At 55.5% G+C, this 20,482-nt stretch carries 20 protein-coding genes; 8 read left to right on the top strand and 12 right to left on the bottom strand.

What is annotated here, in order from left to right; translation table 11 throughout:
- Positions 1 to 89: 89 nt before the first annotated feature.
- Positions 90 to 677, bottom strand: coding sequence for a Yip1 family protein (locus LG383_RS04350; RefSeq protein WP_225758409.1), 588 nt, complete (start codon positions 675 to 677; stop codon positions 90 to 92).
- Positions 678 to 828: 151 nt separating this feature from the next.
- On the opposite strand from LG383_RS04350, the gene LG383_RS04345 reads away from it, so the two are divergent.
- Positions 829 to 1,095 (top strand): hypothetical protein, encoded by a 267-nt coding sequence (locus LG383_RS04345; RefSeq protein WP_225758408.1) that lies wholly within the window; start codon positions 829 to 831, stop codon positions 1,093 to 1,095.
- Between the two features lie 24 nt (positions 1,096 to 1,119).
- Entirely contained in the window at positions 1,120 to 1,680 is a 561-nt protein-coding gene (locus tag LG383_RS04340; RefSeq protein WP_106995332.1) for a DedA family protein, read from the top strand.
- Between the two features lies 1 nt (position 1,681).
- Here LG383_RS04340 and LG383_RS04335 read toward each other — a convergent pair whose 3' ends face one another.
- From LG383_RS04335 to map, 7 genes are all read right to left on the bottom strand, one after another.
- On the bottom strand, positions 1,682 to 2,455 hold the full coding sequence (locus tag LG383_RS04335) for an SDR family oxidoreductase (RefSeq protein WP_225758407.1): 774 nt from the start codon (positions 2,453 to 2,455) through the stop codon (positions 1,682 to 1,684).
- Between the two features lie 52 nt (positions 2,456 to 2,507).
- Positions 2,508 to 3,926: a multidrug resistance outer membrane protein MdtQ gene (mdtQ, locus tag LG383_RS04330; RefSeq protein WP_225758406.1), complete on the bottom strand. Its 1,419-nt coding sequence runs from the start codon at positions 3,924 to 3,926 to the stop codon at positions 2,508 to 2,510.
- 134 nt (positions 3,927 to 4,060) lie between these two features.
- On the bottom strand, positions 4,061 to 5,455 hold the full coding sequence (locus LG383_RS04325) for a glycoside hydrolase family 1 protein (RefSeq protein WP_225758405.1): 1,395 nt from the start codon (positions 5,453 to 5,455) through the stop codon (positions 4,061 to 4,063).
- A 12-nt stretch (positions 5,456 to 5,467) separates the two neighbouring features.
- Positions 5,468 to 7,333 carry a PTS beta-glucoside transporter subunit IIABC gene (gene bglF, locus LG383_RS04320; RefSeq protein ID WP_225758404.1) on the bottom strand — a complete coding sequence of 622 codons (1,866 nt, stop codon included), beginning with the start codon at positions 7,331 to 7,333 and terminating at the stop codon, positions 5,468 to 5,470.
- A gap of 134 nt (positions 7,334 to 7,467) precedes the next feature.
- Positions 7,468 to 8,301 (bottom strand): BglG family transcription antiterminator LicT, encoded by an 834-nt coding sequence (gene licT, locus LG383_RS04315; RefSeq protein WP_106995337.1) that lies wholly within the window; start codon positions 8,299 to 8,301, stop codon positions 7,468 to 7,470.
- Between the two features lie 157 nt (positions 8,302 to 8,458).
- The gene (dusC, locus tag LG383_RS04310; RefSeq protein ID WP_106995338.1) at positions 8,459 to 9,391 is read right to left on the bottom strand and encodes a tRNA dihydrouridine(16) synthase DusC; all 933 of its coding nucleotides are present in this window, start codon (positions 9,389 to 9,391) and stop codon (positions 8,459 to 8,461) included.
- Between the two features lie 89 nt (positions 9,392 to 9,480).
- Complete coding sequence (map, locus tag LG383_RS04305; protein WP_166182989.1) at positions 9,481 to 10,260, bottom strand: type I methionyl aminopeptidase; 780 nt, start codon at positions 10,258 to 10,260, stop codon at positions 9,481 to 9,483.
- Between the two features lie 215 nt (positions 10,261 to 10,475).
- Here map and LG383_RS04300 point away from each other — a divergent pair, with 215 nt between their 5' ends.
- The 6 genes from LG383_RS04300 to LG383_RS04275 all read left to right on the top strand — a co-directional run bounded on the left by LG383_RS04300 (position 10,476) and on the right by LG383_RS04275 (position 15,365).
- Positions 10,476 to 10,874: a CidA/LrgA family protein gene (locus tag LG383_RS04300; RefSeq protein WP_106995340.1), complete on the top strand. Its 399-nt coding sequence runs from the start codon at positions 10,476 to 10,478 to the stop codon at positions 10,872 to 10,874.
- Positions 10,871 to 11,566 (top strand): CidB/LrgB family autolysis modulator, encoded by a 696-nt coding sequence (locus LG383_RS04295; RefSeq protein ID WP_225758403.1) that lies wholly within the window; start codon positions 10,871 to 10,873, stop codon positions 11,564 to 11,566. Before LG383_RS04300 ends, LG383_RS04295 begins: the two co-directional genes overlap by 4 nt.
- A 128-nt stretch (positions 11,567 to 11,694) precedes the next feature.
- Positions 11,695 to 12,579 carry a cytidine deaminase gene (gene cdd / locus LG383_RS04290; protein ID WP_106995342.1) on the top strand — a complete coding sequence of 295 codons (885 nt, stop codon included), beginning with the start codon at positions 11,695 to 11,697 and terminating at the stop codon, positions 12,577 to 12,579.
- Between the two features lie 128 nt (positions 12,580 to 12,707).
- The gene (gene sanA, locus LG383_RS04285) at positions 12,708 to 13,430 is read left to right on the top strand and encodes an outer membrane permeability protein SanA (RefSeq protein ID WP_106995343.1); all 723 of its coding nucleotides are present in this window, start codon (positions 12,708 to 12,710) and stop codon (positions 13,428 to 13,430) included.
- 127 nt (positions 13,431 to 13,557) lie between these two features.
- Positions 13,558 to 14,907: a type II toxin-antitoxin system HipA family toxin gene (locus LG383_RS04280; RefSeq protein WP_225758402.1), complete on the top strand. Its 1,350-nt coding sequence runs from the start codon at positions 13,558 to 13,560 to the stop codon at positions 14,905 to 14,907.
- Complete coding sequence (locus tag LG383_RS04275) at positions 14,904 to 15,365, top strand: helix-turn-helix domain-containing protein (protein WP_225758401.1); 462 nt, start codon at positions 14,904 to 14,906, stop codon at positions 15,363 to 15,365. The genes LG383_RS04280 and LG383_RS04275 overlap by 4 nt, the downstream gene beginning before the upstream one ends.
- Before the next feature lie 39 nt (positions 15,366 to 15,404).
- Here the strand turns inward: LG383_RS04275 and mglC are convergent, their stop codons facing one another.
- From mglC to galS, 4 genes are all read right to left on the bottom strand, one after another.
- Positions 15,405 to 16,415 (bottom strand): galactose/methyl galactoside ABC transporter permease MglC, encoded by a 1,011-nt coding sequence (mglC, locus tag LG383_RS04270; protein WP_106995346.1) that lies wholly within the window; start codon positions 16,413 to 16,415, stop codon positions 15,405 to 15,407.
- A 15-nt stretch (positions 16,416 to 16,430) separates the two neighbouring features.
- A complete protein-coding gene (gene mglA, locus LG383_RS04265; RefSeq protein WP_225758400.1) occupies positions 16,431 to 17,951 on the bottom strand; it encodes a galactose/methyl galactoside ABC transporter ATP-binding protein MglA in 1,521 nt (506 codons plus the stop codon).
- A 71-nt stretch (positions 17,952 to 18,022) separates the two neighbouring features.
- On the bottom strand, positions 18,023 to 19,021 hold the full coding sequence (mglB, locus tag LG383_RS04260) for a galactose/glucose ABC transporter substrate-binding protein MglB (protein ID WP_166182993.1): 999 nt from the start codon (positions 19,019 to 19,021) through the stop codon (positions 18,023 to 18,025).
- A 294-nt stretch (positions 19,022 to 19,315) separates the two neighbouring features.
- Positions 19,316 to 20,338: an HTH-type transcriptional regulator GalS gene (galS, locus tag LG383_RS04255; RefSeq protein WP_225758399.1), complete on the bottom strand. Its 1,023-nt coding sequence runs from the start codon at positions 20,336 to 20,338 to the stop codon at positions 19,316 to 19,318.
- Positions 20,339 to 20,482: the final 144 nt, after the last annotated feature.

The following is a 20,482-nucleotide window of genomic DNA, read 5'->3' as shown; positions in this document are numbered from 1 at the left end:
GCATCATAGCCGTCCGGATGCCTTGCTGCCAGTAGTTAATCGTGAACAGATGCTGCATTGCTGGCAATTACGCCAGCAATGCAGTGACGTCAGAAGAGACGATATCCATAACCCCAAAGAATAACCGTCAGCGCCAGCAGCACCTCAAGTAACAGCACGCCGATGGCGAGAGTTGAACCGGAGAAGCTTCGGCCCTCTTCTTTGTTGATCTTCAGGAAGGTAGGAATGCCGATATAGAGCAGATATCCGGTATAAAACAGCGCCAGGGTTCCTACCAGCGCGCATAGCCAGACGATTGGATAGAGCGCCACAATCCCGCTCAGAAACAGCGGTGTTGCCACATACCCGGCAAACACCATGCAGTGCGTCAGCGAAGGCCGCTGCGGATATTTGCGCGCCATCCAGTAAATGACCCGCCCCATCGCCGCCACCCCGGCCAGCATCAGCGCATAAAACACCACGGCCAGCGCCAGGCCGGTGGTCCACGACAGTTTGACGATATTGCCGTCATCAAAATCCCAGCCTATTTGCGTGGTACCAATAAACGCGCATATCACCGGCACGGCGGCCATCAGCAACACATGGTGGGTATAGTGATGACTGACCGTTTCGTTTTCGCTTCTGATCACGTGCATTTCACGATCGGGATGGGAAAAGAGTCCCCAGACATGGTTCATAACGCCCCCTTGTTGTCGGCCCGTATAGCGATAACTCAAGTATAATGCAGGCCTGAGATTATTTTTTGTACAGTATAAAAATGCCGCTAATGGTGTGGGGTTCTGATATGTTAATCCCTGTTAAACAGAGTTTTACAGGAAGGAGTCTCTGATGCCGGAATTCGTTTTTTTCAAAAAGGGAAACAAAACTACTGCACTTGAGAAGTCCGACGTGCAGGGGGCCGTGCTGTTCATCAATCAGGGGTATGAAAAGCAGTTCGAGGAGATTATTGCCCCGGACGGCCAGCACGCGCTGGCCCGATTGGCCGATATTAAAAAAGAAGAAGAGATCGCCCCTTTTGCCTGGGCGACAGGTGCTGCCTTTTTTGGGGTTATCTTCGCCATTATGATGGTCGTGGGATACCTGTTCGGCAACTAACGTATCCTGCGCTACGCTTAACCCATGGATATCAATACTCTCATTGCACAGTATGGCTATGCCGCGTTGGTTGTTGGCAGCATAGCGGAAGGCGAAACCATCACCCTATTGGGGGGCGTGGCGGCGCATCAGGGACTGCTACGTTTCCCTCTGGTAGTGGCCGCCGTGGCGCTCGGCGGGATGATCGGCGATCAGTTGCTCTACCTGGTTGGGGTGCGGTTTGGTCCGGCAATCCTGCGACGTTTTTCCCGCCATCAGAAGAAAATCGACCGCGCCCAACAGCTGATCCAGCGTCACCCCTACCTGTTCGTCATCGGCACCCGCTTTATGTACGGCTTTCGCATCATCGGCCCGCTGCTGATCGGCGCCAGCCGTCTGCCGCCAAAAATTTTCCTGCCGCTCAACATTGTCGGGGCCATTATTTGGGCGCTGATCTTCACCACCTTAGGCTACGTCGGGGGTGAAGTGCTGGAGCCATGGCTGCACTCGCTAAACCAGCACCTGCGCCACTGGATCTGGCTGATCCTGGTGGTGGTGCTGGTTCTCGCGGTACGCTGGTGGCTAAAACGCCGGGATCGCCACTGATTTACTCTGCCGGTTTAAACTGCGGATTGCCCAGCATAAAGCCGCCATCGACGATAAAGGATTGTCCGGTGGCGTAGCTGGCGTCGGTGTCACACAGCCAGGCCACCAGGCTGGCGATCTCTTTGGTATGCCCCGGTCTTGCCAGCGGAATGTTCGGCATCGAGCCCGGCTCCACTTCACTGTCGTCCATGTCGTTCATCGGCGTGGCGATGGCCCCCGGCGCGACGGCGTTAACCAGAATATTGTGATGCACCAGCTCCATCGCCATCGACTTGGTCAGGCCGCCGAGGGCATGTTTTGCCGAGGTGTAGGCGCTGGCATCCGGCAGCGGGGTATGTTCATGCACCGAGGTGATATTGACGATCCGCCCGCCCTCACCCTGCTTTACCATCTGCCGGGCGGCGATCTGCGAGCAGAGAAACGCCCCATCGACATCGACGCTAAAAATGGATCGCCACTGCTCATACTCCATCTCCAGAAACGACGCTTTGACCATCGCCCCGGCGTTGTTGACCAGCACGTCGATACGTCCGAAGCGCTCAATCAGGGTCTCGATCGCCTTCGCCCCGTCCGGTAGCTGGCTGAGATCCAGATGAATGGCCTCGGCCCGCTGTCCGCGCGCCTCGACCTCACGACAGGTTTTCATCGCCCCCTCTTCATCCGAGTGCCAGGTGACGCCAATATCAAACCCACGCTCCGCCAGCATCAGCGCCGTGGTTTTACCGATCCCTGAATCCGATGCCGTCACAATAGCCACACGATTGTTTGAACCCATACTCACCTCCAGAAAAGAAGACAAAGAGGTAAGTATAGTTACTTCTCATTTTCTACCCGTGCTGATAGCCGCCGCCCAGCGCGGAGGTGAGCTGCAGGGTGGCATCGATGTACTGCCCCTGCAGCGTGAGCGCGGCCAGGTGTTCCTGCAGGGCCGGGATTCGCGCTTCGCTGACGCGCGTTCCGGCGATAATTCCCGCCTTATAACGCGCCTGTGCCAGGGCCACCACCCGCGCGGCATCCGCCTCAACGCGCTGCTGGTGCTGATTTTTTTCCATTAGGGTTTCGACCTCGCTGGCGGTACGGGTCACCTGATTCACCGCCTCCACCACCGCTTTGTTGTAGTTGGCGATCGACAGATTGCTCTGGGCCTGGGCGATATCGAGATTGGCATTCAGGCGTCCGCTGTCAAAAATCGGCAGGGTCAGACCGGCGGTGACACCCATCTGCTGCGCCGAGGAGCGGAACAGGTCGCTCAGGTGCAGCGCATCCTGCTGCAGAAACGCCATCAGGTTCACATCGGGATAAAACGCGGCTTTCGCGGCATCCACCTCATGCAGGGAGGCTTCAATATACCAGTGGGCTTCCTGCAGATCGGGGCGGCGGGCCAGCAGTTGGTAGCCCAGCGAGTTCGGCAGCGTGGTCGCGACGGTGGGCAAGGCGTGCGGGGTGAGGGTTACCGACGGGGTGTTGGTCAGGGCTTCAAGGCGTGCCTCGATGGCTTTCAGGTTGCCGTTCACCTCCGCGATGCGCTCATCGGTTTTACCGGCATTGATGTCGGTTTCAACCCCTTCCACGGACGAGGTGATGCCATGCTGATACAGCTCCCGGTCGGTACTGATAATATTCCCCTGCTCCTGCTTGATGGCGGTTAAGACATGCCCGACCGCAGCCTGAGTCTGCCACTCCCAGTAGAGGCGCGCCACGCTGCTGGCAAGCAGCTGGCGGGTCTGTTCCAGCTCCGCCTGTTGCGCGTTAACTTTCCCGATGCGGGCCTCCACCTGAGCCCGGTCTTTGCCCCATAAATCCAGATCCCAGCCAGCGGTAACGCCAAAGGTGCCGTTGGTGTACCACGGGCCGGTGGTGCCGGCCGCCGGATCGGTGATCGCAAAGGGCCCCATCAGCCCTTCGGCGGACATTTTTTGCCGCTCGGCATCGGCAGAGAAATCCACCTCCGGGCCTTCAGCAGCCATCGCCATTTTGGCCTGCGCTTCGGCAAGGGCAATGCGCTGACGGGCAATCTGCATATCCGGCGCGTCGGCCTGGGCCTTTACGATCAGGGCCGTCAGCTGCGGATCGTGGAAATCCTCCCACCACGCATTTTTGGGCCATTGCCCGGCCGCCAGCCCGGTCTCTATTTTCATGGCGGGGATCTGTTGATGAAGCGAGGCCGCCGTATCATGGTGAGGGGCACAGGCAACCAGGAAAAGGGAGAGAGGCAGGCAGAAACAGTAAAAACGTGAAGGTTTCATCAGGTTATTCACATAAAAAAGAAGGCTGCAAAATACGCCCGCTGCGCTTCATTTTTTTAGGAATCGGTGGCAATCCACACTTTGTCATACCTTTACACAGATAGAAAAGGCGCCCGGCGGGCGCCCTTGCGGCATCAGCCTTTCAGCGACGCGCCTTTGGTGGCAATCACCTCCTGATACCAGTAAAAACTCTTCTTACGGCTGCGCGCCAGGGTACCTGCCCCGCTGTCGTCGCGATCGACGTAGATAAAACCGTAGCGTTTGGAGAGTTCCGCTTTGGAGGCGCTCACCAGATCGATTGGCCCCCAGCTGGTGTAGCCCATCACCTCCACGCCGTCGTCAATCGCCTCGCGCACCTGCACCAGATGGTCGTTGAGATAGCTGATGCGGTAATCATCCTGCACCACGCCGTCGGCGTCCGGCTTGTCCTTCGCCCCCAGACCGTTCTCGACGATAAACAGCGGCTTCTGATAGCGATCCCAGAGCACGTTCAGGAGGGTGCGCAGGCCAACCGGGTCGATCTGCCAGCCCCACTCTGAACTGGCCAGATGCGGGTTCGGCACCATATTCAGGATGTTGGCCCGCGCCTGCTGGTTCAGCTCTTCGTCGGTAGTGACGCAGCCGGTCATGTAGTAACTGAAGGAGATGAAGTCGATGGTCGATTTCAGTGCCTCGCGATCGGCCTCGGTGATTTCGAGCTGAATGCCGTTATCGCGGAAGTAGCGCAGCATGTAGCCCGGGTAGGCCCCGCGGCACTGTACATCGCCGAAGAACTGCCAGGCGCGGTTCTCCTGCAGGGCTTCCAGCACATCGTCCGGCTTGCAGGTCAGGGGGTAGACCAGGCCGCCCAGCAGCATGTTGCCGATTTTCGCATCCGGGATGATCTCGTGGCAGGCTTTCACCGCCAGAGCGCTGGCCACCAGCTGATGGTGGATCGCCTGATAGACCTCCGCCTTGCTGCTGGTCTCCGGCAGGCCGACGCCGGTCATCGGCGCGTGCAGGGACATGTTGATCTCGTTAAAGGTGAGCCACAGCTTGACCTTGTGCTGGTAGCGGGTGAAGACGGTGCGGGCGTAGCGCTCGAAGAAACCGATCACCTGACGGCTGCCCCAGCCGCCGTACTGCTTCACCAGGCCCCACGGCATCTCGTAGTGCGAGAGGGTCACCAGCGGCGTAATGTTATGCGCCGCCAGCTCGTCAAACAGCCTGTCATAGAAGGCCAGCCCGGCCTCGTTCGGCTGCTGCTCATCGCCGTTCGGGAAGATCCGCGTCCAGGCTATGGAGACACGCAGGCAGCTGAAACCCATCTCGGCAAACAGTTTGATATCCTCCGGGTAGCGATGATAGAAATCGATCGCCACATCCTTGATGCCGCTGTCGCCCGCCACCCGCTCTACTACCGGGCCAAACACCCCCTGCGGCTGGATGTCAGAGGTGGACAATCCTTTGCCATCGTCCAGGTAAGCGCCTTCTACCTGATTCGCGGCAACCGCGCCGCCCCATAAGAAATCATCCGGGAAAGTTTTCATTACGTTCTCCTGTTATTGATGGCTGACGCAAAGCAACGGTGCGCCGGCCTGAACGGCGGTTGCCGCCACGGTCGCGACATCACGGTAGTCGTCACTATTGCTGATAATAATCGGGGTCGCCAGATCGTATCCGGCATCGAGAATCGCCTGACGGTCGAACTCCAGCAGCAGATCGCCAGGCTGTACTTTGTCACCCACCTTGACGTGGGTGGTGAACGGCTTGCCGTCGAGCTTCACGGTGTCGATCCCGACATGGATCAGCACTTCGATGCCGCTGTCGCTCAGCAGGCCGATGGCATGTTTCGTGGCAAATATTGAGGCCACCTCCCCGGCAAAGGGGGCAATCACTTTGTTATCGGCAGGAATAATCGCCGCCCCCTGCCCCAGCAGGCCGCTGGCAAAGGTGGCGTCCGGCACCTGGTCCAGCGCCAGCACCGTGCCGCGCATCGGCGAAAGGACCGTCTCTTCATCGGCGTTAACCACCGCCGGGGAAGAGACCGGAACCGTGCTGGCAGGCATGCCGGCGATCAGGGTCAGGACGCAGCTCAGCACCAGCGCCACCACCATTCCCGCAATCCCGCCCCACAGCGTGGCGTCCACCCCCGTTGGGGGGATCATCTGCGCGATGGTGAAGATATTGCCGAAGCCAAAGGAGTAAACATGAGTATCGAAGAAACCGACAATCGCGCCGCCCACCGCTCCGGCCACGCAGCCGAAGATAAAGGGACGACGCAGGGGCAGGTTCACGCCATACACCGCCGGTTCAGTGATACCGAAAATCCCGGCCGTGACCGAGGAGCCCGCCAGCATTTTCAGCCTGGTATCCCGGGTACGCAGGAACACGCCGAGCGCGGCCCCCACCTGGCCCATCACCGCCGGTAACAGCATCGGCAGCATCGAGTCATGGCCCAGCACGGCAAGGTTATTGATCATCAGCGGTACCAGCCCCCAGTGCAGACCGAAGATGACGCACACCTGCCACACCGCGCCCATCGCGGCACCCGCCAGCCACGGGGCAAGCACGTAGATCCACTGATAGCTGTTGGCCAGCATCTGGCTGAGCCAGGTCGCCACCGGGCCAATCACCAGAAAGGTCAGCGGTACCGTAACGCCGAGGCAGATCAGCGGGGTGAAGAAATTTTTCATCGCCGACGGCAGGCGTTTATTGCCCTGCTTCTCCAGCCAGCAGCTGACCCAGGCGGCAAGGATGATCGGAATGACCGAGGTGCTGTAGTTAAACCAGATCACCGGAATGCCGAGGAAGGCATTGGCCGCCGCGCCCGCCTGCTGGCTGGCCTCGAAGGCCTGAATCATGGTCGGGTGCACCAGCGCCCCGCCAATCACCATGGTGATAAACGGGCTGCCGCCAAACTTTTTCCCGGCGGTATAGCCGAGCACCAGCGGGAAGAAGAAGAACAGCGCGTCACTGGTGGCAAACCAGATTTTGTAGGTGCCGCTGTCGGTAGTCAGCCAGCCGCACACCACCGCCAGAGCCAGCAACCCCTTCAGGATCCCCGAGGCGGCAAGGACGCCGATAAAAGGGGTAAAAATGCCGGAGACAATATCGATAAGCTGGCCGCCAGGGCTGGTTTTTTCGCCCTGTTCCTCGGTGGCAGGTGCCGCGTCGTCAGCCAGCCCCGCCTCCTGGCACACCGCCTGCCAGACGTCGTGAACGTGGTTGCCAATCACCACCTGAAACTGGCCGCCGCTTTCGACCACCATGATCACGCCAGGATGTTGCTTGAGCCCTTCACCATCCGCTTTGTGTTTGTCTTTCAGTTTGAAACGCAGCCGGGTCGCGCAATGAACCAGGCTGACGATGTTCTCTTTGCCGCCAATGTGGCCGAGAATATCCTTCGCCAGTGCTTGATATTCCATCTCTGTTTCCTTCTTCACTGCCCGCAGGCAGGGTTTGACTGAGTCTAAAAACAAAAAAACCCGAGAACGACGCCCTTTCGGGAGCCGCGCTCAGGTTTTGCCTGCGTAGTGCAGTAACAATCCAGATTGGGGACTTAGCGCCCCTCTTTTCTCACGCGCTCAATATGAATGGTGAGAAACATAATTTCTTCGGTGGTCAGCTCGCGCTGATAACTCTTTTGCAGATGCCGGGCGATCTTCTCGGCGCACACCCACGCTTTCGCGTAGTTATCTTTTACCGCCGAGTGCAGCGAGGCATCGTCATCCGCGACCACGGTGCGGGTCAGCATCCGCTGGGCGAAAAATTTCAGATGGGTAACGAAGCGCTGATAGCTTAGCGACTCCTCGTCATACTCCAGCTGTAAGCTATATTTCACCAGCTGTAGGATCTCCTGCATCACCCGGGTGACGTGCATCACCTCCGGCATCTCGCTGTGGAGCTGGGCGGTGACCAGATGCAGGGCGATAAACCCGGCTTCATCTTCACCCAACTCCACGCCCAGCCGTTTCGCGATGATGGCCCGGGCCTGCTGGCCCAGCTCAAACTCGCGCGGGTAGAGCCGCTTGATGTCCCACAGCAGCACATTTTTGATCGCCAGCCCCTTCTTCTGCCGCTCAATCGCAAAGTAGCAGTGGTCGGTTAAGGTGATGTACAAACTCTCCTGCAGCTTGCCCAGCCGCTGCGCCGCCAGCCCGATAATGCGGTCGCAGGTGGTCATCACTTCCAGCGGGATCTGGCTGAGTAACTCCCCCAGCCGCTGCACCAGCTCGTCGCTTTGCAGGGCAAACACTTTCTCGATGTTCTCTTTCGGGACCGCGTCGCCAGGGTGCTTTTGAAAGGCCAGCCCACGGCCCATCACCACCTGTTCGCGCCCCTGTTCATCCAGAACAACCACCACATTGTTATTCAGTATTTTGGCGATTTTCATTCCATGCCCCAGAAACAAAAAAACCTGACCTCCGGCAGATGCCAGAAAATCAGGTTTTGCCTGCCGCAGCAGTAACAATCCAGTTAACGCACTTTACCAGTTTCGCGCTTCGCCTCAATGCGCCCCGCTGAAAAACGTGACGCAGATCGACGTTGGCTTATTTTGACTGGATGACCCGGGCGATCTCCGCCGAGGATTGCAGGGCGCGAATCTCCTGAAACAGGTCCAGCGCGTCGTCGTACTCTTTCCGTAAATAACTCAGCCACTGCTTGATGCGCGCCACGTGGTACAGGCCAGTGTCGCCCTGCTTTTCGAGGCGGGTGTACTTCTTCAGCAGAGTCACCACTTCCGGCCAGGGCATCCGCGGCTCGTTGTATTTGATTACCCGGCTGAGGTTAGGCACGTTGAGCGCCCCGCGCCCGATCATCACTGAATCGCAGCCGGTTTCTGCCATACAGGCCAGGGCGCTTTCGCGATCCCAGATTTCGCCGTTAGCCACCACCGGAATGGTCAGACGCCTGCGGATCTCGCCGATGGCCTGCCAGTTAATGCGTTCGGCTTTGTAGCCATCCTCTTTGGTGCGGCCGTGAACCACCAGCTCGCTGGCACCCGCCTGCTGCACCGCATCGGCAATTTCAAACTGCCTTTCGCCGCTGTCCCAGCCCAGACGGACCTTCACCGTGACCGGCAGATGGGAGGGCACTGCCTCGCGCATCGCTTTCGCGCCGCGGTAGATTAGCTCGGGATCTTTAAGCAGCGTGGCCCCGCCGCCGCTGCCGTTGACCATTTTCGATGGACAGCCGCAGTTCAGATCCACGCCCCAGGAGCCCAGCTCAACGGCGCGGGCGGCATTTTCCGCCAGCCACTCGGGATATTGCCCCAGCAGCTGTATCCGCACCAGAGTGCCGGAAGGGGTGCGGCTCTGGTGATGCAGTTCCGGGCAGAGTCTGTAAAACGATTTTACCGGCAACAACATATCCACCACCCGCAGGAACTCGGTGATGCAATGATCATAATCGTTAACGTCGGTCAGCAGCTCACGCACCAGCGAATCGAGCACGCCTTCCATCGGTGCCAGTAATACACGCATATCAGTACCCGTCAAAAAAGAGGCGCTATAGTAGCCGCTCCCGCGAAAGGTGGGAAGCGTCAGGACAGAGATGCGTGTGGGTTGCGGCTTTAACCAGGAATGGACTCTTCGGGGCGAAGGGTCAGCACCTCAAACCCATCTGCGGTCACGGCGATGGTATGTTCCCACTGGGCAGAGAGCTTTTTGTCACGGGTCACCACCGTCCAGCCATCTTTCTTCGTTTTGATCCGGCTGCCGCCCTGGTTGATCATCGGTTCGATGGTAAAGACCATCCCCTCCTGTAATACAGGGCCTTCGCCAGGTTTGCCGTAGTGCAGGATCTGCGGCTCTTCATGCATCTCTTTGCCAATGCCGTGGCCGCAATATTCCCGCACCACGCTGTAGCCCTGGCTTTCAACATAGGACTGAATGGCGTGGCCGATATCGCCCAGCGTGGCACCCGGTTTGACGGCCTTGATCCCCTTCCACATCCCTTCGTAGGTCGCTTTCACCAGCCGGCGGGCCAGAGGCGAAACGTCACCAATGAGATACATTTTACTGGAGTCGGCGATCATGCCCGCGTTTTCGAGGGTGATGTCGACGTTGACGATAGCCCCGGATTTAAGGTGTTCCGACTCTTTAGGGATCCCGTGGCAGACCACGTCGTTGACCGAGGTGTTCAGCACGTAGGGGTAATCATATTGCCCTTTGCTGGCCGGACGGGACTTAAGCTGATCGACGATAAAGGCCTCGGCGCGATTGTTGATCTCCATAGTGGATACGCCAGGCTTAATAAAGTCGTCCAGCATGGTGAACACCGAGGCCAGCAGTTCACCCGCGTGGCGCTGGCGAGCCAGCTCGTCGGCGGTTTTAATGAGAATTGATGGCATTGTTTACCTCCAGTAAAGGGTAAGGGCCGGATTTGAGCATCATTATCTTTATCTGTTGATCGTATCTTGTCAGCGCCACGTTGTCTCCTGCGGTTTGGGGAAATGCCCAACGTTCCAGAAAGTAATGTCTGGTATGCTCAAAAGTCATGATGTGATCCGTAGCACGTTTCCGGTTTTAATTGTATGATGAATGCGTTCCATTAAGGACTTTCACCATGAAGAAATCATTGATAGTTGTCTGGCAATACCTGCGCGCCTTCATCCTGATTTATGCCTGCCTGTATGCGGGTATCTTTCTCGCCTCCCTGCTGCCCATTACCATTCCCGGCAGCATTATTGGCATGCTGATCCTGTTTGTGCTGCTCGCGCTGCAAATCCTCCCGGCAAAATGGGTCAAGCCCGGCTGCTCGGTATTAATCCGCTATATGGCGCTGCTGTTCGTGCCGATTGGCGTGGGGGTGATGCAGTATTACGACCTGCTGAGTGCGCAGTTTGGCCCGATATTTGTCTCCTGCACCATCAGTACGCTGGTGGCGTTTTTAGTGGTGAGCTGGAGCACGCATCTGGTGCACGGGGAACGTAACGTGGTTGGACAGAAAGGACAGAACAAATGATGGCCAATATCTGGTGGTCGCTGCCGCTTACCGTGGCGGTATTCTTCGCCGCCCGCAAGCTGGCGGTGCGCCTGAAGTTCCCCCTGCTCAATCCCCTGCTGGTGGCGATGGTGGTGATTATTCCGTTCCTGCTGCTGACCGGCATCCCTTATGCGAAATATTTCCAGGGCAGCAAGGTCCTCAACGATCTGCTCCAGCCTGCGGTGGTCGCACTTGCGTTTCCGCTGTATGAACAGCTGCACCAGATCCGCGCCCGCTGGAAGTCGATCATTACCATCTGCCTGATCGGTAGCGTGGTGGCGATGATCACCGGTACGTCGGTGGCATTGCTGATGGGGGCGACGCCGGAAATCGCAGCCTCTATTTTACCTAAATCCGTGACCACGCCGATCGCAATGGCAGTGGGTGGCAGTCTCGGCGGTATCCCGGCGATCAGCGCCGTGTGCGTTATTTATGTCGGTATTCTCGGGGCGGTATTAGGCCATACGCTGCTCAACGCGATGCGCATTCGCACTAAGTCAGCCCGTGGTCTGGCGATGGGCACCGCCTCGCACGCCCTCGGCACCGCCCGCTGCGCGGAGCTGGATTATCAGGAAGGGGCATTCAGCTCCCTGGCGCTGGTGATCTGCGGGATCATGACCTCGCTGATCGCGCCGTTCCTGTTCCCGATTATTCTGGCGGTCATGGGCTAAAATTTGCGACGCGTCGCGCATTTTTCATTTGAGTTTCATAAGTTGCACAAATAATGAGATCTGAGTCACATATAAAGCCGCATCGGCTCCGTACACTACCGATCCATTAACCTTTAAGAGGCAACGCCATGCATCCACGTTTTCAATCAGCTTTCGCTCAGCTTGCAGAGAATTTGCAGTCAGCCCTGGCCCCGGTTCTGGCGGATGCACACTTCCCCGCCCTGCTGACGGCTGAACAGGTCACCGCCCTGAAAGGTGCTACCGATCTGGATGATGACGCGCTGGCCTTTGCACTTCTGCCCCTGGCGGCGGCCTGCGCCCGTGCGGACCTCTCTCATTTCAACGTCGGCGCCATTGCGCGCGGCGTGAGCGGCACCTGGTATTTCGGCGGCAATATGGAGTTTATTGGGGCCACCATGCAGCAGACCGTGCACGCAGAACAGAGCGCCATCAGCCACGCCTGGCTGCGCGGGGAACACTCCCTGCAGGCCATTACCGTGAACTACACGCCGTGCGGCCACTGTCGTCAGTTTATGAACGAGCTCAACAGCGGTTTGCAGCTGCGCATCAACCTCCCGGGCCGCGCCCCGCATACGCTGGAAGATTATCTGCCGGACGCCTTCGGACCTAAGGATCTGGAGATTAAATCCCTGCTGATGGATGAGCAGGATCATGGTTATGCCGTCAGCGGTGACGAGCTGGCCCAGGCGGCTATTCTCGCTGCCAACAAGTCACACGCACCGTACAGTAACTCCCCGAGCGGCGTGGCGCTGGAGTGTCGCGATGGCCGACTCTTCACCGGCAGCTATGCCGAGAACGCCGCCTTTAACCCGACGCTGCCACCGCTGCAGGGCGCCCTGAACCTGCTCAGCCTCAACGGTTACGACTACCCGGACATCCAGCGCGCCATTCTGGCGGAAAAAGCCGACGCTCCGCTGATCCAGTGGGATGCCACTGCGGCCACGCTGCGCGCCCTGGGTTGCACCAGCATCGACCGCGTTCTGCTGGCGTAAGTCCTTGATGCGGGCAGCAATGCCCGCACAATTGATGAAAATCCCTCCAATTAAACCGCCGTTTCTTGCGCTTACCAGACGGGTAAAGTAGCCTGAGTGAAATTTCACCTTTGGTAAGAGTCATCTGTATGTTAAAGCGCGTGTTTTACAGCCTGGTTGCCCTGATCGCCATTGTGCTGCTGACTGCGCTGGGCCTCGACCGCTGGATGAGCTGGAAAACGGCCCCCTATATCTTTGATGACCTTCAGGACTTGCCCTACCGTCAGGTTGGCGTAGTGCTCGGCACCGCCAAGTATTACCGCACCGGGGTGATCAACCAGTATTACCGTTACCGCATTCAGGGAGCGCTCAACGCCTACAACAGTGGGAAGGTCAACTACCTGTTGCTGAGCGGCGATAACGCGCTGCAGAGCTACAATGAGCCGGTCACCATGCGTAAGGATCTGATTGCCGCAGGCGTTGATCCGGCGGATATCGTGCTCGACTACGCGGGTTTCAGAACCCTCGATTCGATTGTGCGCACCCGCAAGGTGTTTGATACCAACGATTTCATCATCATCACTCAGCGCTTCCACTGCGAGCGCGCGCTGTTTATTGCCCTGCATATGGGCATTCAGGCGCAGTGTTATGCCGTCCCGTCACCGAAAGACATGCTCACCGTGCGGGTGCGCGAGTTTGGCGCTCGCCTCGGTGCACTGGCCGATCTCTATGTCTTCAAACGTGAGCCGCGCTTCTTAGGCCCGCTGGTGCCGATCCCGGCGATGCTTGAAGTGCCGGAAGATGCCCAGGGCTATCCGGCGGTTACGCCAGAGCAACTGCTGGAGATGCAGAAGAAGAAAGCCACCCCCTGAGTTTAATGCGGCCTATAGTACACATTAAAACCTTCCAGGCCCATTCCTGAGTAATATAAGTTACATTAACTGGCAAATTGCTGATTAATGCGTAATATTTTACTCATGTGGCAAGGAGGAGACGATAATGGAGTCATTAACAATACAGGCGTGGTTGTACAGCGAATGGCAAGACATTGCGATCGTCACTTTCCCTTATAGCGATAATGACGACTGGCGAACCACGGAAGTCAATTATCTCTCTGATTATGCTATCGATTTTCTTGACTATGACGATCATCATGCCGTCTCACTGAATTATCCTGTCTCCCTCTACTTTGATGATCGGGGTAAACCAGGCTGGCTGAGATTCCTGGATGACATCATTCCAGGCGGCGCAAGTCGTCGTTACTGGATAAACTATCTCGACATTAACGATCTACCCATCGGCCAGCAAAATTTTATCCTGCTGAAATATGGCACGATGTCTCCTGTTGGTAACCTACGTATTAAAGAATCCGTTCCCGATTATCATCCGCACGCGGAAGCGCACTATTTTACGGTAGAAGATGTTATTAACCGCGCCGCCGATTTTCTCGATTATGCTCAGGAGAGAGGCGCTGCAGCCGGTGGGGCAACAGGTGCCGGCGGGGAGGCGCCAAAATTATTGTTGCGTTGCAGCAAGGAACAAAAGATCTGGATCGATACCTGGCAAAATAACCCTGACAACCAGGACAGTTATTATCTGGTTAAGTACCCTCGGGGTGCGCGAAACGAAATCGACTGCAATATATTGAGAGCTGAATTTCATTATTATCATGAGCTAACAGCCATGGGGTTCAGCACTATCCCCACCGAAGGGATGAGGCTACTGGAAGGTCGTAGCTACCCTTCCTTATGGCTGCCCCGTTTTGATATCGCAAGAAATGCGCAAGGGGAGTTAATCAAGTTAGGGATGGAATCTGTCTATTCCCTGTTACAAAAGGGCCCGGGGGTTATTCTCGATCATGAAACAACGCTTCGCACATTAATCGAAAAAATCACACGCAGTAATATGTGTTGCGAGCAGGGATACAATTTCAATATTCCTGAGTTTGTTGTCGAATGGGTTCGCCGAGACCTGTTGAATATTTTGTTTGGCAACAGTGACAATCACGGTCGTAATACCGCTTTTATCAGAACAGAAAATAAAATTTATCTGGCCCCCATATACGATTTTGCCCCGATGAAAGCAGATCCGGAAGGGATACCACGCTCAACAAAGTGGTCATCACCCTATGAATCAGGCGGTGAGTACGATTTCAACGGTATCGCTCAGGCGCTGTCTGATTTAGTTCCCGCTCCCCAACTTTTAGCTGCATTACGGGAAACATCAGCGCAGCTTGCTGGGCTTAAAGCACGCTTACAAGACCGTGGTGTGCCCGGGCAGATTCTTGAGATGCCCGCTACTGGTTTCAACTTTATTGCCGATAAACTGACGCGCTGGAAATTGCTATGAAATCTTCTGATAAGAAACAGTCAGACCTGAGTGCCACGCTGGCAAATCTACGCAGCCGCAATCAGCGTCTTCCCTCCTCTCCGCTCCCCATAGCGGACGAAGCGCTCATTACAGGCTCAGGCAGCCAGCGATTCTCACCCAATAAACCCAGAGTCAATACGCTGGACCGTAAACCGGTGATGCATGCCATTATCCGGGACCTGTTACTGGGGAATATCACGCAAGGCCAGGCATTGAAGCGACTCAGGATCGAAGTTTTAGGGCTGCGTCAGGATGATTATGCTCGTCTGGTGAAGGTGGCACGTAAGACGTTATCAGAAGTGGAAAATGATAAAGGCAATTTTTCTGCAGAGATGATTAATAAAGTCTTTAAACCGTTCGGGCTGGAAACCGGACTGGTCCCCACCTCAAAATCACTTATCGTGTCGCTGTTAGCAAATGAACCCCAGCAACCATAAAAAAACCCGCATTACGCGGGTTTTTTATTATCACCAATCTTACTTCTTACGCGCGTACTTCAGGGAGTCCAGCGCAACGGCGAAGATAATGATCGCGCCTTTAATAATGTACTGCCAGTACGGGTTCACGCCGATATAGGTCAGGCCGTAGTTGATAACGGTGAAGATGATCACACCAGTTACCACGCCCAGCACAGTACCCACACCGCCGCTGAAGGAGACACCGCCCACGACGCAGGCCGCAATCGCATCCAGCTCATACATAAAGCCGAGGTTGTTAGTAGCAGAGCCGATACGGCCCGCTTCCAGCAAACCACCGAACGCGTAGAACACGCCGGAGAGGGCATAGATAACCAGCAGGTTCAGCGCGACGTTAACACCGGAGACTTTCGCCGCTTCCGGGTTGCCGCCGATAGCAAAGATGTTTTTACCGAAGCGGGTTTTGTTCCACAGCACCCAGACAAAGGCCACCGCAATCAGGGCGTAGAAGGTGATGTAAGAGAGGCGGAAGCTGCCCAGCGCGATAAAGCCCTGCGCGAAGGTAGAGAAGCCGCTGTCGAAACCGGAAATCGGCGAGGCACCCACGAAGTCGTAGTACAGGGAGTTGATACCGTAAACGATGATCATCGTACCCAGGGTGGTGATGAACGGCGTTACGTTCAGGTAAGCGATGATGATGCCGTTAATCAGACCGATGATCGCACCGATAGCGCAGACAATCAGGACTACCACAATAATCGGCATGGTCGCCATCTCCGGGAACACCTTGTTGGCGTTTTCCATCGACTGCAGAAGCGTTGCCGCGACAACCGCCGCCAGACCAACCTGACGACCGGCTGACAGGTCAGTACCCTGGGTGACGATCAGACCCGCTACGCCCAGGGCGATAATAATACGCACCGAAGACTGGGTCAGAATGTTACTTAAGTTCAGGAGACTTAAGAATGTCGGATCCTGGAAAATAATAATGGCCAGCAAGACTAAAAGAACAACGTAAATACCGCCTTCTTTCAGATAAGTAAGAAAACTTTTCTTATTTAACGCACTCATGAGGAGCCCCTAATCTTAAAGGTGCAAAGACGCAAGACGCAAAATTTCGTTTTGCGTTGTCGTTTTGGTTTCAACAATTCCGGCAACGAGACCATTGCTCATGACCAGAATACGATCTGTGATCCCTAACAATTCCGGCATTTCGGACGAAATAATAATGATCCCTTTATCTTTCTTGGCTAATTCAGCAATCAGCTGATAAATTTCAAACTTTGCACCCACGTCGATACCACGGGTGGGTTCATCCAGCATCAGAATTTCAGGCTGGGTTAATAACCAGCGTCCGATAATTACCTTCTGCTGATTACCACCGGAGAGCGAGCCAATTTGCGTGCGGTGACCTGGGGTTTTCACGCGCATCGAGTCAATTACCCATTGGGTATCGCTCTTCATGCGGGAATTATCCAACAGACCGATTTTGTTTTTGTAATTCTGAATATTAGAAATTAGCGAGTTAAAGTTAATATCCAGATAGGCGTAAATACCGGTTGAGCGGCGCTCTTCCGTCACCAGCGCAAAACCGTGGTTAATGGCTTCGTTGGCGTTATGATTATTGATCTTTTTCCCGTGCAGAGTGATGGTCCCGCCGGATTTCTCGCGAATACCGAACAGGGTCTCCACGATATCGGTACGCTTGGCCCCCACCAGACCAGCAATCCCGAGGATCTCCCCTTTATGCAGTTCGAAGGAGATATCGCGAATGGAAGGCTGACGCAGCGACGTAAGGTTGCGTACTTCCAGAATCACTTCACCCGGCTTGTTCTCTTTCGTCGGGAAACGCTGGTTCAGGGAGCGACCCACCATCATGGCGATGATCTTGTCCATGTCCAGCCCTTCCAGCGGCTGAGTGGCAATCCACTGACCGTCGCGCAGCACCGTGATCTCATCACACAGCTGGAAGATCTCTTCCATTTTGTGCGAGATATAAACGATGCCGCAGCCACGATCCTTCAGCTTACGGATAATGGTGAACAGGTGGTTCACCTCTTTCTCCGTTAATGAAGAGGTCGGCTCATCCATAATCACGATTTTGGCGTTATAGGAGAACGCCTTGGCGATTTCGATCATCTGCATCTGTGAAACCGATAACGTACCCACGCGCGCACGCGGATCGATATCAATATCCAGTTCATCAAAAATGGCTTTCGTATCGCGATACATTTTGTCCTGATCGACAAATACGCCTTTGGTCGGATAACGACCCAACCACATATTGTCCATCACCGAACGCTGAAGTACCAGGTTAAGTTCCTGGTGAACCATCGAAATACCGTTTTCCAGTGCCTCTTTGGCAGAATGGAAATCGATCTCTTTCCCCTGAAAAACAATGCTGCCAGAATCTTTTTGATAGATCCCAAATAAGCATTTCAATAATGTTGATTTACCCGCACCGTTTTCACCCATTAAAGCGTGAATGGAGTGAGGCCGTACTTTTAAATTAACATTATCCAGTGCTTTAACCCCGGGAAAAGACTTGTTGATATTGCTCATTTCCAACAAGAATTCACCGGACGACTGAGTCGTTGTGCTGACCATAATTATACCTTCTCGGCCTCGCGTCGCGTGATAAAAGGGCGCAGAAACTGCGCCCAGTGGAATACTAAAACTTATTTACTGGTGAACTGCGCCAGGTTTTCTTTATCTACGCCAACGTACGGTACGCGAACAACTTTGTTTTCGATTTTCCAGTTGGTACCGTCAGCAGCGCCTTTGCCGTCTGCCAGGTTTTTCGCCAGATCGAAGGTAGCTTTCGCCTGGTTGTTAGCATCGTTCAGCACGGTACCGGCCATTGCGCCAGATTTAACCAGCGCCATTGCTTCAGGCAGGGCATCCACGCCAAATACCGGCACAGAAGATTTGTTGTGAGCTTTCAGCGCTTCTACAGCACCCATTGCCATCGCATCGTTGTTGGCGATAACCACTTCGATTTTGTCAGCGTTCGGGCCGGACAGCCAGGCGTCCATCTTGTCTTTCGCCATCGCGGTATCCCACATGGCGGTATCTAACGCCAGCTGCTGGGTTTTCAGACCCTTGTCGTTCAGCTCTTTGATCACGTAAGTGGTACGGGCTTCAGCATCCGGGTGGCCTGGTTCGCCTTTCAGCAGAACGAACTGAACCTGACCGTCTTTGTTCAGATCCCAGTTCGGGTTAGCAGCCCAGTGTTTAGCAATCAGGTCGCCCTGAATGATGCCGGATTCTTTGGAGTCGGTACCCACGTAGAAGGCTTTGTCATAGCTATCCAGCGCTTTACGGGAAGGTTCTTTGTTGAAGAACACGATTGGCACATTCTGGCCACGCGCTTTCTCGATAACGGTGCCCGCAGCAGCCGGGTCAACCAGGTTGATTGCCAGGGCTTTTACGCCTTTAGCCAGCAGGACGTCAATCTGGTCGTTCTGTTTGGACTGGTCATTCTGAGAGTCATTCATCAGCAGCTGAACGTCTGGCGCCCCTTTGCCCTCTTTCTCGATGGCTTTACGCACAACAGACATAAAGTTGTCGTCGTATTTATAGATAGTCACACCAATACGGCTATCTGCAGCGTGCGCGGTCGCACCAAAAAGCATGCTTGCCATAACAGCAGACAGAGTCAACACCTTCTTATTCATGATATCTCCGGTTTTTTTTATGCAGGGTAGTTCGTGTGAATAACGATCGGCGGCGGCATGTTAAAGAAACGTTACTGCCCGCCGAAGTCCACTTATAAAATTTCTATCTTCCTTGGTCGGTAACGCTCCAGAATGCGTTTTTTTGGATGTTTAACGTGCCGTGGCTATAGTAAAAACGATTACTCACCGTTACATAGCGTTTCAGTCACTAAAACGCTGACATCATAGACAGCGCATTGTTAACTTACTGTGAATTTACTCACAAATTGAAAACGGTTACATCACGACGAATTATTAGTTAGTGATCGGCACCACAATTTGCCGAATGGCAACCGAATGGCGACGCACTAAAGTCGGCATGAAACAGTGGGTTGCGTTGATATCGAGCTTGCCAGCGGCCCCCTGTAACGCCAGCTCCGTGGCCAGCCGCGCCATAGAGGCGATGGGGTAGCGCACCGTTGTCAACTGCGGGTCCGTGTAACGGGCAATGGGAATATCATCGAAACCAATCAGTGACAAATGCTGTGGCACCGCAATGCCGTTATCTTTCAGCGCGGTTAGCGCCCCTGCGGCCATGCTGTCATTGTAGGCAAAGACCGCGGTCAGCTGCAGATTGCGCCCGAGCAGCTCCACCATGGCTGCCTCCCCGCCCTGCATGTCCGGCGAGCCGGTGCCGATCCAGCTGTCCGGGGCGGTAATGCCCTGCTCCAGCAACGCTTTTTGCCAGCCTTCACGACGCATTTCGTCATCTTCAATGCGGTGGTTTGACGCAAGATAGCCGATGCGCTGATGGCCATTATTCACCAGCATCCGCGTCGCCATCATCGCTCCGCTGACGTTATCAAGGCAGACGCAGCGGTGGGCATAGCCCGGCACGATGCGGTTGACCAGCACCATGCCGGGGATCTGCTCCATCAGGGCAGACAGCTCCTCATCGCTTAAGGCTTTTGAGTGAACGATCAGGGCGTTACAGCGCTGACGGATCAACACCTCAATGGCGTTACGCTCTTTTTCCGCCTCGTGGTAGCTGTTGCCGATCAGCACATTTTTCTGGTGCTCCTGAGCAACCATGTCTACGGCTTTCACCAGGGCACCAAAGAAGGCGTCAGACACATCCATCACCACCACGCCGATGGTATCGCTGACCTGGGTTGCCAGTGCCTGAGCATTCGCATTAGGCCGGTAGCCCAGCGCCGTGACGGCTTTCATCACGCACTCACGCGTCTCCGGACTGACCAGCGCGCTGTTATTAAGAACCCGGGAAACGGTGGCGACAGAAACGCCCGCCTGACGCGCGACGTCACGAATGGTGATCATATTCACCACCCTTATTTAGATTGCAGCAACTCACAGACACCCCCTGTGTTTAGCAAGGTGACTATTCTGGCAGCGAGAAAGGGAGGACTACGTGAAGAAGCTCACAAGGATGAAAACGGTTACATCCGTTTTGTTAATGATTGT

It is taken from the genome of Leclercia sp. Marseille-Q4284 (assembly GCF_916618945.1).
GTDB classification, from domain to species: Bacteria; Pseudomonadota; Gammaproteobacteria; order Enterobacterales; family Enterobacteriaceae; genus Enterobacter; species Enterobacter tamurae.
This window is presented reverse-complemented; position numbering and strand designations above follow the sequence as displayed.

Coding starts and splice junctions, on each gene's coding strand:
- mglA (WP_225758400.1), bottom strand. CDS start 17,951: ATGGTCAGCACAACGACTCAGTCGTCCGGTGAATTCTTGTTGGAAATG.
- LG383_RS04340 (WP_106995332.1), top strand. CDS start 1,120: ATGGATATCAATACTCTCATTGCACAGTATGGCTATGCCGCGTTGGTT.
- LG383_RS04325 (WP_225758405.1), bottom strand. CDS start 5,455: ATGAAAACTTTCCCGGATGATTTCTTATGGGGCGGCGCGGTTGCCGCG.
- mglB (WP_166182993.1), bottom strand. CDS start 19,021: ATGAATAAGAAGGTGTTGACTCTGTCTGCTGTTATGGCAAGCATGCTT.
- dusC (WP_106995338.1), bottom strand. CDS start 9,391: ATGCGTGTATTACTGGCACCGATGGAAGGCGTGCTCGATTCGCTGGTG.
- LG383_RS04335 (WP_225758407.1), bottom strand. CDS start 2,455: ATGGGTTCAAACAATCGTGTGGCTATTGTGACGGCATCGGATTCAGGG.
- licT (WP_106995337.1), bottom strand. CDS start 8,301: ATGAAAATCGCCAAAATACTGAATAACAATGTGGTGGTTGTTCTGGAT.
- mdtQ (WP_225758406.1), bottom strand. CDS start 3,926: ATGAAACCTTCACGTTTTTACTGTTTCTGCCTGCCTCTCTCCCTTTTC.
- LG383_RS04275 (WP_225758401.1), top strand. CDS start 14,904: ATGAAATCTTCTGATAAGAAACAGTCAGACCTGAGTGCCACGCTGGCA.
- LG383_RS04300 (WP_106995340.1), top strand. CDS start 10,476: ATGAAGAAATCATTGATAGTTGTCTGGCAATACCTGCGCGCCTTCATC.
- mglC (WP_106995346.1), bottom strand. CDS start 16,415: ATGAGTGCGTTAAATAAGAAAAGTTTTCTTACTTATCTGAAAGAAGGC.
- LG383_RS04295 (WP_225758403.1), top strand. CDS start 10,871: ATGATGGCCAATATCTGGTGGTCGCTGCCGCTTACCGTGGCGGTATTC.
- cdd (WP_106995342.1), top strand. CDS start 11,695: ATGCATCCACGTTTTCAATCAGCTTTCGCTCAGCTTGCAGAGAATTTG.
- galS (WP_225758399.1), bottom strand. CDS start 20,338: ATGATCACCATTCGTGACGTCGCGCGTCAGGCGGGCGTTTCTGTCGCC.
- sanA (WP_106995343.1), top strand. CDS start 12,708: ATGTTAAAGCGCGTGTTTTACAGCCTGGTTGCCCTGATCGCCATTGTG.
- map (WP_166182989.1), bottom strand. CDS start 10,260: ATGCCATCAATTCTCATTAAAACCGCCGACGAGCTGGCTCGCCAGCGC.
- LG383_RS04280 (WP_225758402.1), top strand. CDS start 13,558: ATGGAGTCATTAACAATACAGGCGTGGTTGTACAGCGAATGGCAAGAC.
- LG383_RS04350 (WP_225758409.1), bottom strand. CDS start 677: ATGAACCATGTCTGGGGACTCTTTTCCCATCCCGATCGTGAAATGCAC.
- bglF (WP_225758404.1), bottom strand. CDS start 7,333: ATGGAATATCAAGCACTGGCGAAGGATATTCTCGGCCACATTGGCGGC.
- LG383_RS04345 (WP_225758408.1), top strand. CDS start 829: ATGCCGGAATTCGTTTTTTTCAAAAAGGGAAACAAAACTACTGCACTT.